The 14,760-nt window shown below is 62.1% G+C and carries 13 protein-coding genes; 11 read left to right on the top strand and 2 right to left on the bottom strand.

The genetic code is table 11. The annotated features are described in order from the left end of the window. The first annotated feature begins 35 nt into the window (after positions 1-35). On the top strand, positions 36-806 hold the full coding sequence (gene yaaA / locus GEV01_RS05035; protein ID WP_152802177.1) for a peroxide stress protein YaaA: 771 nt from the start codon (positions 36-38) through the stop codon (positions 804-806). 58 nt (positions 807-864) lie between these two features. Here the strand turns inward: yaaA and GEV01_RS05030 are convergent, their stop codons facing one another. Beyond that, entirely contained in the window at positions 865-1,665 is an 801-nt protein-coding gene (locus GEV01_RS05030) for an outer membrane protein assembly factor BamD (RefSeq protein WP_008447853.1), read from the bottom strand. Positions 1,666-1,754: 89 nt separating this feature from the next. Here GEV01_RS05030 and GEV01_RS05025 point away from each other — a divergent pair, with 89 nt between their 5' ends. Both GEV01_RS05025 and pgeF read left to right on the top strand, forming a co-directional pair. Beyond that, positions 1,755-2,783 carry an RluA family pseudouridine synthase gene (locus GEV01_RS05025; RefSeq protein ID WP_152802175.1) on the top strand — a complete coding sequence of 343 codons (1,029 nt, stop codon included), beginning with the start codon at positions 1,755-1,757 and terminating at the stop codon, positions 2,781-2,783. Then, positions 2,783-3,574, top strand: a complete 792-nt coding sequence (gene pgeF / locus GEV01_RS05020) for a peptidoglycan editing factor PgeF (protein WP_152802173.1) — start codon at positions 2,783-2,785, stop codon at positions 3,572-3,574. Before GEV01_RS05025 ends, pgeF begins: the two co-directional genes overlap by 1 nt. A 17-nt stretch (positions 3,575-3,591) precedes the next feature. Here the strand turns inward: pgeF and GEV01_RS05015 are convergent, their stop codons facing one another. Further along, positions 3,592-3,774 carry a hypothetical protein gene (locus tag GEV01_RS05015; RefSeq protein ID WP_328595440.1) on the bottom strand — a complete coding sequence of 61 codons (183 nt, stop codon included), beginning with the start codon at positions 3,772-3,774 and terminating at the stop codon, positions 3,592-3,594. 87 nt (positions 3,775-3,861) lie between these two features. Between GEV01_RS05015 and phaC the strand changes: the two genes are divergently transcribed. The 8 genes from phaC (at position 3,862) to GEV01_RS04980 (ending at position 14,751) form a co-directional block, all read left to right on the top strand. Further along, positions 3,862-5,598, top strand: coding sequence for a class I poly(R)-hydroxyalkanoic acid synthase (gene phaC / locus GEV01_RS05010; RefSeq protein WP_152802171.1), 1,737 nt, complete (start codon positions 3,862-3,864; stop codon positions 5,596-5,598). 201 nt (positions 5,599-5,799) lie between these two features. Next, entirely contained in the window at positions 5,800-6,363 is a 564-nt protein-coding gene (gene phaR / locus GEV01_RS05005) for a polyhydroxyalkanoate synthesis repressor PhaR (protein WP_008447858.1), read from the top strand. Positions 6,364-6,536: 173 nt separating this feature from the next. Further along, positions 6,537-7,913 carry a GH1 family beta-glucosidase gene (locus tag GEV01_RS05000; RefSeq protein WP_328595439.1) on the top strand — a complete coding sequence of 459 codons (1,377 nt, stop codon included), beginning with the start codon at positions 6,537-6,539 and terminating at the stop codon, positions 7,911-7,913. A gap of 60 nt (positions 7,914-7,973) precedes the next feature. Beyond that, positions 7,974-9,230, top strand: a complete 1,257-nt coding sequence (locus GEV01_RS04995; protein WP_408014817.1) for an ABC transporter substrate-binding protein — start codon at positions 7,974-7,976, stop codon at positions 9,228-9,230. Positions 9,231-9,233: 3 nt separating this feature from the next. Then, positions 9,234-10,118 carry a carbohydrate ABC transporter permease gene (locus tag GEV01_RS04990; RefSeq protein ID WP_152802167.1) on the top strand — a complete coding sequence of 295 codons (885 nt, stop codon included), beginning with the start codon at positions 9,234-9,236 and terminating at the stop codon, positions 10,116-10,118. A 32-nt stretch (positions 10,119-10,150) separates the two neighbouring features. Continuing rightward, positions 10,151-11,089 carry a carbohydrate ABC transporter permease gene (locus GEV01_RS30710; protein ID WP_175022927.1) on the top strand — a complete coding sequence of 313 codons (939 nt, stop codon included), beginning with the start codon at positions 10,151-10,153 and terminating at the stop codon, positions 11,087-11,089. A 3-nt stretch (positions 11,090-11,092) separates the two neighbouring features. Continuing rightward, positions 11,093-12,178 (top strand): ABC transporter ATP-binding protein, encoded by a 1,086-nt coding sequence (locus GEV01_RS04985; RefSeq protein WP_175022925.1) that lies wholly within the window; start codon positions 11,093-11,095, stop codon positions 12,176-12,178. Positions 12,179-12,333: 155 nt separating this feature from the next. Then, the gene (locus GEV01_RS04980) at positions 12,334-14,751 is read left to right on the top strand and encodes a TonB-dependent receptor (RefSeq protein WP_175022923.1); all 2,418 of its coding nucleotides are present in this window, start codon (positions 12,334-12,336) and stop codon (positions 14,749-14,751) included. The last annotated feature ends 9 nt before the right edge of the window (positions 14,752-14,760 follow it).

Raw genomic sequence — 14,760 nt, 5'->3', positions numbered from 1 at the left:
GTGCTTAGTTCGTAATTATGTTTATCTGGAATCTTATGCTGATAGTGCTTTCGCCTGCAAAAAGTCTCGACCTGGAGACTCCTCCGACCACCAAGTTGCACTCCCAACCCGATTTTCTCGACCACTCAGCCCAGCTGATCGAGCGTCTGCGCGAATTCTCGCCGGCGCAGATCGGCGAGTTGATGGATCTGTCCGACAACCTGTCGGCGCTCAACGTTGCCCGCTATGCCACGTGGACCCACGACACCGCCGAAGGCCGCCAGGCCGTGATGGCCTTCAACGGCGACGTCTACGGCGGCCTCGATGCGCGCAGCCTCAAGCCGGCCCAGCTCGACTATGCGCAATCGCGCATCCGCATCCTGTCCGGCCTGTACGGCATGCTGCGGCCGCTGGACCTGATCCATCCGCACCGGCTGGAAATGGGCACCCGCCTGAGCAACCCGCGCGGCAAGGACTTGTACGCGTTCTGGGGCGAGACCATCACCCAGGCGCTGAACAAGACGGCGGCCGAGCAGGGCGCCGAAACGCTGGTCAACCTGGCGTCCGAAGAATACTTCAAGTCGGTCAAGCCCAAGCTGCTGGACGTGCCGGTGATCACGCCGCAGTTCGAGGACTGGAAAAACGGCAAATACAAGATCATTTCGTTCTACGCCAAGCGGGCGCGCGGGCTGATGGCGCGTTTCGCCGCCGTCAAGGGCATCACCGATCCGCAGAAGCTGAAGAAGTTCAACGTCGACGGCTATGCCTTCGACAAGAAAGACTCGGACGACAAGACCTGGATTTTCCGCCGCCGGGTCGAAGCGTAAAACGGGGTAAATAATAAAAAACCGGGACCTGGGTCCCGGTTTTTGCTGATTTTTTAGCTTAGTTCCAGAGTTTCCACCAGTGACGTTCGGCTTTTTTGCCTTCGTCCAGGAACTTGCTGGAAGGGTAGTTCAGCTTGAACACGCGCATGGTATCGTCGCGCAGCTCGGTCATGCCCAGCTTGTCGTAGCTGCGGATCATGATGAACAGCGCTTCTTCGATGGCCGGCGAGTCGCGGTAATCGTTCATGATGCCCATGGCGCGGTTGGCCGCTGCCAGGTAGGCGCCGCGGCGGTAGTAGTAGCGCGCCACGTGCACTTCATACGAAGCCATCGCATTGATCAGATAACGCATACGATCCAGCGAATCCGGCGTATACTTGCTGTTCGGGAATTTGTCCACCAGCTGTTTGAAGGCCGCGTAAGCTTCGCGCGTGGCTTTCGGGTCGCGTTCGGTGGCATCCTGCTCGTAGATGAAGTTCAGGAAACCGATCTGGTCGTTGAAGTTGATCAGGCCGCGCAGGTAGTACATGTAGTCGACGTTGGCGTGGTTCGGGTGCAGCTTGATGAAGCGCTCCACGGCTGCCAGCGCCTGGGCCTGGTCCTGCGATTTGTAGTAGGCGTAAGCGATCTGCATCTGCGCCTGCTGGGCGTAAGTGCCGAACGGATAGCTCGATTCCAGCTTCTCGTACAACTGAATTGCGCGTTCGTAGTGCTGTCCTTCCAGCTCTTCGCTCGCCTCCGAGTATAATTTCGTAGCGCTCCAACCTTTAGTCTCGTCGATTTTCTCCGAGAACAAACCGCAAGCGGACAAACTAAGCAGAACCAACGTTGCTGCGACTACTTTCAATTTTTTTTGCATATGTTTTGCAAGAAGCTGTTTAACCAAAGTTTTACAATAGGCTGATTATAGCCGATGGGAATGCTGTGATATTAACTCCAAAGCCGAATTTGGCCGAATCTTCCTCCGATCATGACTCCGACGCCGACCTGCTGGTCGAGCACGACGGCGATTTTGGCGACGACGACGGCCTGGCTCCGATCCATCTGGAACTGACGCCGGAAGTCTGCGGCGAACGCCTGGACAAGGTGATTTCCCACCTGGTGCCGCAATTCTCGCGCGGCCGCCTGCAAATGTGGATCACCGACGGCTTCGTCACCGTCGATGGCAAAACCGCCAAAAGCACCAAGGACACCGTCTATGGCGACGAGAAGATCGTCATTCTGCCCCAACCGGCGCCGGAAGACGAGGCTTTTAAACCGGAACCGATGGAACTTAACATCGTTTACGAAGACGAGCACCTGATGGTCATCAACAAGCCGGCCGGCCTGGTGGTCCATCCGGGCGCCGGCAACTGGTCCGGCACGCTGCTGAACGGCCTGTTGCACCACTGCCCGCAGCTGGCCGGCGTGCCGCGCGCCGGCATCGTCCACCGCCTGGACAAGGATACCAGCGGCCTGATGGTGGTCGGCAAGACGCTGCCGTCCCAGACCGACCTGGTGCGCCAGCTGGCCGCCCGCACCGTCAAGCGCGAGTACTACGCAGTCGTGTGGGGCATGCCGCGCATCAGCGGTACTATCGATGCGTCGATGGGCCGCCACCCGAAAGACCGCATCAAGATGGCGGTGTCGACCGGCATGGGCTCCAAGCCGGCCATCACGCACTACCAGGTGCTGGGCGGCGGCAAGCTGGGCGAAGGCCGTCCCGTGACGCTGGTACAGTGTCGTCTGGAAACGGGCCGCACCCACCAGATCCGCGTGCACATGATGTCGATCGGCTTCCCGCTGGTCGGCGATACGACGTACGGCAAGCAGCACCTGGCCGATTATTTCCCGCGCCAGGCGCTGCAGGCACGCCGCCTGGGCCTGGTCCATCCGGCCACCGGCGAGCAATGCGAATGGACCGTGCCGCTGGCCGACGATTTTGCCGAGCTGCTGGCCCGTGCCGGTATCGAGGCAACGGAACCGGAACAGGGTTAATGACTACATTACAGCAGCAATGGCTGGTGCCGCACTGGCCGGGCTTGCCCGACGGGGTAGGGGCACTGTCGACCACGCGGCGCGGCGGCGTCAGCCCCGCGCCGTATGACGACGGCATGGGCCAGGGCGGCCTGAACCTGGGCACCCATGTCGGCGACCAGCCGCACAATGTCGCCCGCAACCGTGAAATCCTGCGTTCCATGCTGCCGGGCGACCCGGGCTGGCTGACGCAGGTGCATGGCACGGCGGTGGCCAATCTGTCCCGGCTGGGGCCGCAGGAGGTGCCGGAAGCGGACGCCAGCCTGACGACCACGCCGGGCAAGGTGTGCGTCATCATGACGGCCGACTGCCTGCCGGTGCTGTTCTGCGATGTCGAAGGCAAGACCGTGGCGGCGGCGCATGCCGGCTGGCGCGGGCTGGCCGCCGGCGTGCTGGAGAACACGGTGGAATCGATGCGCGCGGCCGGCGCCGGCGAGCTGATGGCCTGGATGGGGCCGGCGATCGGCGCCTACCAGTTCGAAGTCGGACCGGAGGTGCGCGAAGCCTTCCTGAGCGGCGCGGTCGACGCTTCCGGCGTGCGCCACGTCGAGGCGGCGTTCTTGCCCATCGAGGGCAAGCCTGGCAAGCACCTGGCCGATATCTACGGCCTGGCGCGTTATCTGCTGCACCGGGCCGGCGTGCAGCAGGTGCACGGCGGCGAATTCTGCACCGTCTCCAATTCCGGCCGCTTCTATTCCTACCGCCGCGACGGCGTCACCGGCCGGCAGGCTGCCTTGATTTGGATCAAATGAGTTTAAGCGGCGCTGGCTTAGGCTTCGCCGTCGGTGTTGGCGGCGGCCTGGCGGGCCTCGTGCGCGGCCAGTTCGGCGGCGCGGCGGCGCGCTTTGCGCTTGCCGGTGCCGGCGATGTAAATCAAAGTGCCCAGGGGCAGCACGCAGTAGAACAAAAACGTTACAATTCCCGCAACGACGGTGGGCTCGGTCAGAGCCATCAGTCCGACCACGTATATCCAAGCAATAGCAACAATCAGCATCAGCAGCCCAGGTAAAGATATTTAACTATTTTTAGGGAATCAAACATGAATTTGCCAGATCCTCAAGCCATTGCCAATGCCTGGATGTCGCAGATGAGCGACCCCGGACAGTGGCAATCCTGGTTCAACATGGCGCCCACCACGGAGGCCAACCCGCTGGCCGCCATGATGCAGGATGTGGGCGCCTCGGTGAAGCCGGAGGCCATGGAGCAGCTGAAAAACCAGTACATGCAAGATTTCGGCGATTTGTGGCAGGAGTTTTTGTCCGGTAAGACGCCGGATGTGGGCGACCGCCGCTTCACCTCGTCTGCCTGGCAGGGCAATCCCATGTCGTCATTCAATGCGGCATCATACCTGCTGAATGCCAAATTCCTGAATGCGATGGTCGATACGGTGGAAACCTCGGGCCAGCAAAAGCAGAAGATCCGCTTTGCCGTGCAGCAGATCATCGACGCCATGTCGCCGGCCAACTTCCTCGCCACCAATCCCGAAGCGCAGCAAAAGCTGATCGAAACCAAGGGCGAGAGCCTGACCAAGGGCCTGGCCAATATGCTGGCCGACATGAACAAGGGCCATATCTCGCTGTCCGACGAATCGGCGTTCGAAGTGGGCCGCAACCTGGCCACGACCGAAGGCACGGTGGTGTATGAGAACCCGCTGTTCCAGCTGATCCAGTACAAGCCGGTGACGGCCACCGTGCATCAGCGCCCGCTGCTGATGGTGCCGCCTTGCATCAACAAGTTCTACATCCTCGACCTGCAGCCGGAAAACTCGCTGGTGCGCTACGCGGTGGAGCAGGGCAACAGCGTGTTCCTGATCTCGTGGAGCAATCCCGATCAATCGCTGGCCGGCACCACCTGGGACGATTATGTCGACCAGGGCGTGATCGAAGCCATCCACGTGGTGCAGGACATCAGCGGCCAGGATCAGATGAATATGCTGGGCTTCTGCGTCGGCGGCACGCTGGTGTCGACCGCATTGTCGGTGCTGGCGGCGCGCGGCGAGAAGCCAGCCTCCAGCCTGACGCTGCTGACCACCTTCCTCGACTTCAGCGATACCGGCGTGCTGGACGTGTTCGTCGACGAAGCCCAGGTGTCCATGCGCGAGCAGCAGCTCAAGGGCGGCGGCCTGATGCCGGGCCGCGACCTGGCCAGCACCTTCTCCAGCCTGCGTCCGAACGACCTGGTGTGGAACTACGTGCAGTCCAACTACCTGAAGGGCAACGAGCCGCCTCCGTTCGACCTGTTGTACTGGAACTCGGACAGTACCAACCTGCCGGGCCCGATGTTCTGCTGGTACCTGCGCAACACCTACCTGGAAAACAAACTGAAGACCGGCAAGCTGAAGGTGGCGGGGCAGAAGGTCGACCTGGCCAGCATCGACGCGCCGGCCTTCATCTACGGCTCGCGGGAAGATCACATCGTGCCGTGGATGTCGGCCTTCGGTTCGATGAACATCCTCAATCCGGGCAAGGTCAAGGCTAACCGCTTCATCCTGGGTGCGTCCGGCCATATCGCCGGCGTGATCAACTCGCCGGTGAAGAACAAGCGCAGCTACTGGACCAACGACAAGCCGCTGGGCCGCGCCGCCGCCAAGCCGCAGGACGCCGAAGCCTGGATGGCCGGCGCCACCGAGAACCCGGGCAGCTGGTGGCCGGAGTGGGCCGCCTTCCTGGCCGAGCACGGCGGCAAGGACGTCAAGCCCAAGGCCAAGCCGGGCAATGCCCGTTACGTACCAATCGAGCCCGCACCGGGCCGCTACGTGAAGGTGCGGGCCGACTAGAAGCGGTGGGGGAAAGGCGTCTTATTGTCGATCTGTAAATTTGGTTGCGTTGCAATAAAACCTAAAAGTTATATCAGATTGTGCAAGATATGCTTTTTCCCCTCTATAATAGGTAAAGTAGGCTAGTGGGAAAGCGGACCGAAGTTCGCTTTTTTTTCGAATTGTTAGAGTACGCGCTGCGGCGCAATAAGTGGACTTGTGATGAGTAGTGCGAAAAAAAATGCTGACCGCCTGATTAAAAAATACCCGAATCGCCGTCTGTACGACACGCAGACCAGTTCCTACATCACGCTGACCGACGTCAAGCAACTGGTGCTGGACAATGAAGAATTCACCGTGGTCGACGCCAAGACCAACGAAGACCTGAGCCGCAGCATCCTGCTGCAGATCATCCTGGAAGAAGAGGCCAGCGGCGCACCGATGTTCTCCAGCGACGTGCTGGCGCAGATCATCCGCTTCTACGGCCACGCCATGCAGGGCATGATGGGCTCCTATCTGGAGAAGAACGTCCAGGCCTTTACCGATATCCAGCGCAAGTTCACCGGCACCGCCGTCGGCGGCCTGGAAGGCAAGCCCTTCAGCCCGGAAATGTGGACCCAGTTCATGAACGTGCAGGGCCCGATGATGCAGGGCATGATGAATAACTACATCGACCAGAGCAAGAGCCTGTTCGTGCAGATGCAGGAACAGATGCAAAGCCAGAGCAAGAACATCTTCGGCACTTTCCCATTCGTCCCGGGCGTGCCGCCGACCGACAAGAAGTAATCCTTCACGGTCCGCCACACTGCAAACGGCACAGCCACTTCGGTCGCTGTGCCGTTTTTGTAGGCAAGTTACAAAAACTCCCAGAAACCCGTTGACACCAGAATTTCTTCAGTAGTACTATCGACAACATCAGTGGAAGCGCTTCCACTTCACGATCAAACGAAGGAGTTGCTGTGGTAGTCGAAGCATCAATTGCACTGGAAGAGACGTTCTCCCCGCCGGCCGATTCGGTCCTGTGGAACAAGGATTTCCTGATGGGCGCCGCCACCGCGGCCTATCAGATCGAAGGTGCCGTCGCTGAAGACGGCCGCATCCCATCGATCTGGGACACCTTCTCGGCCACGCCGGGCAAGACGCTGTCCGGCGACACCGGCGCTGTCGCCTGCGACCACTATCACCGCTGGGAACAGGACGTCGAGCTGCTGGCCAGCCTGAACGTCGGCGCCTACCGCCTGTCGATTTCCTGGCCGCGCGTGATGACGGCCGACGGCCAGCCGAATCAAAAGGGCATCGCCTTCTACCGCAAGCTGCTGACGGCGCTGCGCGCCAAGGGCCTGAAGACTTACGTCACGCTGTACCACTGGGATCTGCCGCAGCACCTGGAAGACAAGGGCGGCTGGGTCAATCGCGACACCGCCTACCGCTTCGCCGAATACGCCGACATGATCAGCCGCGAGCTGGCCGGCCTGGTGGATTCCTGGGCCACGCTGAACGAGCCATGGTGCTCGGCCATGCACGGCTACGGCACCGGCCACCACGCGCCGGGCAAGCAGGACGTGGTGTTCGCCACCCAGGCCATGCACCACCTGCTGCTGGGCCACGGCCTGGCGGTGGCGCACCTGCGCGCCAACGACCCGGCGGCGCAAGTGGGCATCGTCACCAATGTCGGCCGCGGCACCAGTACCGGCACCGGCGACGCCGACCAGCGCGCCGCCTGGCTGTTCGAGCTGCAGCACAATAACTGGATCCTCGATCCGCTGCTGAAGAAGTCCTATCCGTCGGCACTGTGGGAGCTGTGGCCTGGCGCGCAGCCGATGATGCTGGACGGCGACATGGACATCATTGGCCGCCAGCTCGATTTCCTGGGGATCAATTACTACTTCCGCACCAACGTGGTCAGCGACGGCAAGCACGGTTACATCGAAGTGGACCTGGAAAACGTCGAGCGCACCCAGATGGGATGGGAGGTGTATCCGGACGGGCTGCGCCACCTGCTGATCGGCTTCCACCGCGATTACCCGAACCTGCCGCCGATCTACATCACCGAGAACGGCACCGCCTCGGACGACAAGGTGGTCGACAATGAGGTAAACGATAAAAACCGTATCTCCTTTTTGAACCGGCACCTGGCTGCGGTGGATCAAGCAGTGAAGGCGGGCGTCGACGTGCGCGGCTATTTTATCTGGTCGCTGATGGACAATTTCGAATGGGCCTTCGGTTATGTGCGCCGTTTCGGTATCATCCATGTGGATTATGCGACCCAGAAGCGCACCTTGAAGCGCAGCGCCAAGCTGGTTGCGGACTTCCTCGCTAAACGGGACGCCAAATAATTGAACTTCCCGCAGGCATCCGAATAAAATGGGCGCTCGACGCCCACAGGAGACAGAATGATTAATGCTACAAAGCTGGGAAGCGCCATCGCGCTCGCCCTGGCGGCATGCGGCGCTGCGCGGGCGCAAGCGCCTGCACCGGCATCGGCGCCGCTGAAGGCGACCGTGATCCATTGGTGGACGTCGGGCGGCGAATCCCAGGCGGTCAAGCAGTTCGCGGATGCTTATAACAAGGCCGGCGGCCAGTGGGTCGACAACGCCATCGCCGGCGCCGACCAGTCGCGCGCCACCACCATCAACCGCATCGTCGGCGGCAATGCGCCGACGGCCGCACAGTTCAACACCTCCAAGCAGTTCCGCGATTTCGTCGAACAGGGCTTGCTCAATAACGTCGACGACGTCGCCGCCGCCGGCAAGTGGGACCAGATCATGCCGCCGTCCATCCTGGCGGCGATCAAGATCAACGGCCATTTCTATGCCGCGCCTGTGGACATCCACATGCCGGCCTGGTTCTTCTACTCCAAGGCCGCGTATAAAAAAGCCGGCATCGCCAACGAGCCGCAGACCTGGGACGAGTTCCTGGCGCAGCTGGCCAAGTTGAAGGCCGCAGGCCTGGTGCCGCTGGCCTTCGGCGGCCAGGTGTGGCAGGAGAAGATCACCTTCGACGCCATCTTCGCGATGGTGGGCGGCTCTGACCTTTACCTGAAGGTGTACCGCGACCGCGACCAGAAAGCCGTGATGTCGCCGGCCTTCAAACAGGTGCTGGTCGATTTCAAAAAACTGAAAGCCTTTGTGGATGCAGGCTCGCCGGGCCGCAACTGGAACGACGCGACGGCCATGGTCGTCAGCGGCAAGGCCGGTGTGCAGATCATGGGCGACTGGGCCAAGGGCGAGTTCTCGTCGGCCAAGCAGGTGGCGGGCAAGGACTTCGGCTGCTTCCCAGGCTTCGGGCCAAAGGCGCCGTACATCGTGGCGGGTGATGCTTTCGTGTTCCCGAAAACCACGGACGCCAACGCCATCAAGGCGCAGAAGCTGCTGGCGACGGTGGTGACATCGCCGGCCGCGCAGGTGGCCTTCAACTCGCGCAAGGGCGCGATCCCGATCCGCGGCGACGTCGACGAATCGACGCTGGACATCTGCGCCAGGCAGGGCCTGGCCATCATCAAGGACAAGAGCCGCCAGCTGCCGAACGCGGAGATGCTGGCGTCGCCGGACACCACCGGCGCCCTGCAGGACGTGCTGACCAGCTACTGGAACAAGAACCAGTCGCCGGAAGACGCGCAAAAAGCCTTTGCCCGCGCGCTGAAGGACCAATAAGCCATGGCCAAGAAGCGTCAAAGCGTTTCCTTCGCAGCCTACGTCGCCATGATACCGATGGCGTTGACGGTGCTGCTGGCCTACCTGGGCACGATGCTGTGGACGGCCCGCGTGTCGGTCAGCAGCTCGCGCACTTTCCCGGCCAGCGATTTTGTCGGTGCATCGCAGTACATCCGCCTGTTTAACAACGAGCGCTGGCTGCTGTCGCTGCAAAACGTCGCCGTGTACGGCGTGCTGTTCATCGCGGCGTGCCTGATCATCGGCTTCCTGCTGGCCGTATTCATCGACCAGAAGGTGATGGCCGAAGGCGCGCTGCGCACCATCTTCCTGTATCCGTATGCGATGTCGTTCGTGGCCACGGGCCTGATCTGGCAGTGGATATTGAACCCGGAGCTGGGCATTCAGGAAGTGCTGCACAAGCTGGGCTTCGCCGACGCCAAGTTCGACTGGATCGTCGACCAGGACATGGCGATCTACACCATCGTCATCGCCACCGTGTGGCAGGCTTCCGGTCTGGTGATGGCGCTGATGCTGTCCGGCCTGCGCGGAGTGGACGAGGAATTGTGGAAGGCCGCCCGCATCGACGGCATCCCGCGCTGGCGCGTCTACGTCAGCATCGTGCTGCCCATGCTCGGGCCTTCCGTCTCCACCGCCTTCGTGCTGCTGTTCGTGATGGTGGTGAAGGTGTTCGACTCGGTGGTCGCGATGACGCAGGGCGGCCCGGGCACGGCCAGCGAAGTGCCGGCCAAGTTCATCATGGATTACCTGTTCGGCCGCGCCAACATTGGCCTCGCTTCGGCGGCGTCTATCGTGCTGCTGACCACAGTGCTGGCCATCGTCGCGCCGCTGTACTATGTGCGCAACCGTCGCGCAGCGAAGGGGGCATGATGGGTCAGGTCGTCAAACTCGATAAGGCAGGAATGGAAAAAGCAGCAGGGCTGGCGCCGGGCGTCGCCGCCAACGATAGCATTGCCGGAGCGCCGCCGGCCATCAAGCCACGCCGCACGCTGGCGTGGACTCCGGCCCGCATCGGCGTCTACGGATTTCTGATCGTGGCGGCGCTGTTCTTCCTGCTGCCGCTGTACGTGATGCTGGTAACGTCGGTCAAGCCGATGGAAGAGATCCGTCTCGGCACGCTGTTCGCGCTGCCGGTGCATGCGACGCTGGAGCCTTGGCTGCAAGCGTGGCAGTCCGCCTGCACGGGACTTGAATGCAACGGCATACGCGGCGGCTTCTGGAATTCGGTCGCCATCGTCGTGCCGAGCACCATCCTGTCGATCGCCATCGGCGCGGTGAACGGTTATGCGCTGTCGTTCTGGCGGCCGCGCGGCGCGGGGCTGCTGTTCGCCATCCTGATGATGGGCGCCTTCATTCCGGTACAGGTGATGGTGTATCCGCTGGTGCGCGTGCTGGCTGCGGTGAACCTGTTCAGCTCTTTGCCCGGCATTGTGCTGATCCACACCATCTTCGGCATGCCGGTGATGACGCTCCTGTTCCGCAACTACTACGCGGCGCTGCCGATGGAGCTGTTCAAGGCGGCCCGCATCGACGGCGGCGGCTTCTGGCGCATCTTCCTGCAGCTGATGCTGCCGATGTCTACGCCGGTGATCGTGGTTGCGGTCATCATGCAGGTCACGGGCATCTGGAACGACTTCCTGCTTGGCCTGGTGTTCGCGGGTTCCGAGCATCTGCCAATGACGGTCCAGCTGAACAACATCATCAACACCACCACCGGCGAGCGCCTGTACAACGTCAACATGGCTGCGACCATCCTGACGTCGGTCGTGCCGCTGGCTCTCTATTTCATCTCCGGCCGCTGGTTTGTGCGCGGCATCGCCTCTGGCGCTGTGAAGGGTTAAACAATGTCTAACGTAGCTATTCGTAATCTGCAGATTCAGCTGGGCGGCAACAAGGTCATCGAGTCGCTGAACCTGGACGTGAAAGCAGGGGAGTTCGTGGTGCTGCTGGGCCCATCGGGCTGCGGCAAATCGACGCTGCTGCATTCGATCGCGGGGCTGATCGACACCACCTCCGGCCAGATCGAAATCGGCGGCAAGGACATGACCTGGGCCGACCCGAAGGATCGCGGCATCGCGCTGGTGTTCCAGTCGTACGCGCTGTACCCGACGATGAACGTGGAAGCCAATATGTCCTTCGGCCTGCGCATCAACGGCACGCCGAAAGCGGAAATCGCCCGCCGCGTCTCGCGTGCTTCGGACATGCTGCAACTGGGGCCGCTGTTGAAGCGCAAGCCGGCCAACCTGTCCGGCGGCCAGCGCCAACGCGTGGCGATCGGCCGCGCCATTGTGCGCGAGGCGGACGTGATGCTGTTCGACGAGCCGCTGTCCAACCTGGACGCCAAGCTGCGCACCGAACTTCGGCGCGAGTTGAAGCAGCTGCACAAGCAGCTCGGCGCCACCATGATCTACGTGACCCACGACCAGGTCGAGGCGATGACGCTGGCGCAGCGCATGGCGGTGATGAAGGGCGGCGTGGTGCAGCAGTTCGACACGCCGGCCAATATCTACAACGAGCCGGCCAACCTGTTCGTCGCCACCTTCCTCGGCTCGCCGGGCATGAATTTGTTCAAGGGCTGGCTGGAACAGGAGGGCGGCCGCACGCTGTTCCGCAACGATCACATGTCCGTCGACGTGACGGGCTATCCATTCAAGCAGCAGCCGGCCGGCAAGCAAGAGTGCGTGCTGGGCGTGCGGCCTGAAGACATCGACGTCGGCAATTGCGACGGCGCCGATAACGTGGTGTGCGCATCGGTCTCGCTGGTCGAGGCCATGGGCGCGCATCGCGTGTTGTGGCTGGACTTCCACGGCACCCAGATCGCGGGCATCGTGCAGGACCAGCAGAACATCGAAACCGAGAAGGACATCAGCTTCTCGATACGCACCAAGCGCATTTCTCTTTTTGACGGGGCCAGCGAACAGCGGCTCTAACACTGTAGCAGTAGTTGTGTTGTAAGACCGGGCCGCCACGGCATGGCCCGCCGCATCGGTGCGTCTTGCGGTGGTACCGGTTCCACACGTGCATAAGCCGTCACACAGAACGGGGCACGCAAACTAAACTGATGGAAGAAGCGAGGACAGACGAAATGAAGAAAACGATTTTAGCTTTGAGTATCGCGCAGATCGCGCAGTTCGCATTCAGCGGTGGCGCCATGGCGCAGCAGGCGCCGGTAGCGCAAGCGGGCGGCGAAGTGGAGAAGATCATCGTCACGGCCACCCGCCGCGACACGCTGGTGCAGGACACGCCGCTGGCGATCACCGCCTACACGCAGGACACGCTGGCCAACAACCAGGTCAAGGATCTGGCGACGATGACCGCCATGGTCCCTAGCCTGGTGGTGGAGCCGCACAGCGATTCGGGCGGTGTGCACGTGTACATGCGCGGCGTGGGCTCGGCCAATCACACGGAGCTGGGCGACCCGGCCGTGGCGTTCTATGTCGACGGCATCTACGTGCCGCGCCCTCAAGGCGCGACGGCGCTGATGTATGACCTGAACCACGTCGAAGTCGCGCGCGGTCCACAGGGCACGCTGAATGGCCGCAACTCCACCGCCGGCGCGGTCAACCTGGTCTCGGGTGCGCCTAGCACCGCCAAGACCTTCGGCTCGGCCAGCATCACGCTGGGCGACTACCACCACATTCAGACGCAGGGGATGATCAACATCCCGCTCAGCGAAGACATCGCGCTGCGCATCGCCGCCATCAAGGACCAGCATGACGGCTATGTCGACTTCCTCAAAGGCTCGAACGTCCAGCCGGGCACGAAGAAGTATGGCGCCGGCGATCAGCAGGGCGCGCGCGCCTCGCTGCTGTGGAAGTTCACGCCGGACCTGAAGGCCACCTTCATCGCCGACTACTACAGCGACACCGGCGCCGGCAACATCTACCTGTCGGCCGAACCGAAGCCGGGCCAGAACCTGCGCTCCGCGCTGATCGACACGCCGGGCACGCTGGACCAGTCCATCATCACCGCCAAGAGCAAGGTTGAGTGGCGGCCGATGGATGGCCTGGCGACGCAGTACCTGGGTTCGTGGAGCCGCCTGAAACGTACCAACGGCAGCGATGCCGACGCCGGTTTCTACCCGGGTTTCAAGGCCGAGAACCGCACCGAGTGGAGCCAGTTCGACAGCGTCTCCAACGAAGTCCAATTGCGTTCGGACTCCGAATCGCCGCTGCAATGGGTGGGCGGCCTGTTCTTCTTCCGCGAGAAGAACAAGATCCGCTTCGACATCGACCGCAGCCAGATTTCGCAGGCGATGCTGGACCAGGATATCGCCAGCGGCAGCGTGATCTTCGTGCAGCCTACCGTGGGCCAGTATGCGTCGGCGATGTCCTTCATCCAGGGCGACCGCGAGCTGCATTCGAAAGCCGTGTTCGCGCAAGCCAGCTACGACATCGATCCAATGTGGAAGGTGACGGGCGGCGCCCGCTACACCAAGGACCACAAGTTCGACATCGGCGGCCAGAACTGGGCCTGCCCGAACTGGCCGGACAACGCGCCGCGCGGCACCGTCAACCTGACGCCTAACCAGATCGCGCAGCTGGTCACGCCGGGCGTGGGCACCATCAACACGCACAACATCGGCCCCGGCGGCGTGGTGAACCAGCAGACTTGCGGCAACACCTACGGCGACAACACGGCCGACCTGAAATACGGCCAGTCCACCTGGTTGGGACGGGTCGAGTACAAACCGGCCAAGGACATCCTGACCTTCGCTTCGGTGACGACAGGCTTCCATTCGCCGGCCATCGGCGACGGCGGCGCCACCACCAAGCCGGAGAAGCTGACCAGCTATGAAATCGGCTTCAAGTCGGACCTGTTCGACCGCAAGCTGTCGCTGAACCTGGACGCGTTCTGGATGAAGTACAAGGACAAGCTGGAATCGCAGGTGGTGAACAACACGCTGCAGAACTTCAACGCGGCCGGCGCTTCGGTGAAAGGTGTCGAGGCTGAGTGGAGCTATCGTCCGACCAGCGCCGACCGCTTCAGCGGCAACGCCACCTGGCTGAAGGCGCGTTATGACGACTTCCTGTCCTGCGATGTCGACGCGGCGCGCGCCAACAACCAGTCCTGCGGCACCACCGCGCCGACCGTCAACGTTGGCGGCGCCACGCTGAAGCACGCGCCGACGTTTGCCGCGACGCTGATGTACGAGCATGACTTCGACACCGGCAAGGGTCGCATCACGCCGCGCGCTTCGGCGCACTACGAGTCGGAATCGTTCGTCGGATCGGGCGCGTTCAACACGGACGTGCCGGGCCATCCGGGCGTGAAGCAGCAGAAGGCCTACACCACGCTGGACCTGAGCGTGCGCTATGAGCCGCTGAACAAGGCTTACACGGCGGAGCTGTTCGTCAACAATGCGACCGACAAGGCAGTGAAGTACGACGCCATCGAAATCTGCACGCAGACCGGCGCTCCATGCCAGCCGACGCAGCAGATCTGGGCTGCGTACTACAACAACCCGCGCACCTTCGGCGGCCGGGTGTCGATGAAGTTCTGATCCAGGGAA

Origin of the sequence: Rugamonas rivuli (assembly GCF_009380165.1) — a bacterium.
GTDB lineage: Bacteria > Pseudomonadota > Gammaproteobacteria > Burkholderiales > Burkholderiaceae_D > Rugamonas > Rugamonas rivuli.
Note: the sequence above shows the minus strand (reverse complement) of the source record. Positions and strands in the feature narration are given on the sequence as shown.

Coding starts and splice junctions, on each gene's coding strand:
- GEV01_RS05030 (WP_008447853.1), bottom strand. CDS start 1,665: ATGCAAAAAAAATTGAAAGTAGTCGCAGCAACGTTGGTTCTGCTTAGT.
- yaaA (WP_152802177.1), top strand. CDS start 36: ATGCTGATAGTGCTTTCGCCTGCAAAAAGTCTCGACCTGGAGACTCCT.
- pgeF (WP_152802173.1), top strand. CDS start 2,783: ATGACTACATTACAGCAGCAATGGCTGGTGCCGCACTGGCCGGGCTTG.
- phaR (WP_008447858.1), top strand. CDS start 5,800: ATGAGTAGTGCGAAAAAAAATGCTGACCGCCTGATTAAAAAATACCCG.
- GEV01_RS04990 (WP_152802167.1), top strand. CDS start 9,234: ATGGCCAAGAAGCGTCAAAGCGTTTCCTTCGCAGCCTACGTCGCCATG.
- GEV01_RS04985 (WP_175022925.1), top strand. CDS start 11,093: ATGTCTAACGTAGCTATTCGTAATCTGCAGATTCAGCTGGGCGGCAAC.
- GEV01_RS30710 (WP_175022927.1), top strand. CDS start 10,151: ATGGAAAAAGCAGCAGGGCTGGCGCCGGGCGTCGCCGCCAACGATAGC.
- phaC (WP_152802171.1), top strand. CDS start 3,862: ATGAATTTGCCAGATCCTCAAGCCATTGCCAATGCCTGGATGTCGCAG.
- GEV01_RS04980 (WP_175022923.1), top strand. CDS start 12,334: ATGAAGAAAACGATTTTAGCTTTGAGTATCGCGCAGATCGCGCAGTTC.
- GEV01_RS05015 (WP_328595440.1), bottom strand. CDS start 3,774: ATGGCTCTGACCGAGCCCACCGTCGTTGCGGGAATTGTAACGTTTTTG.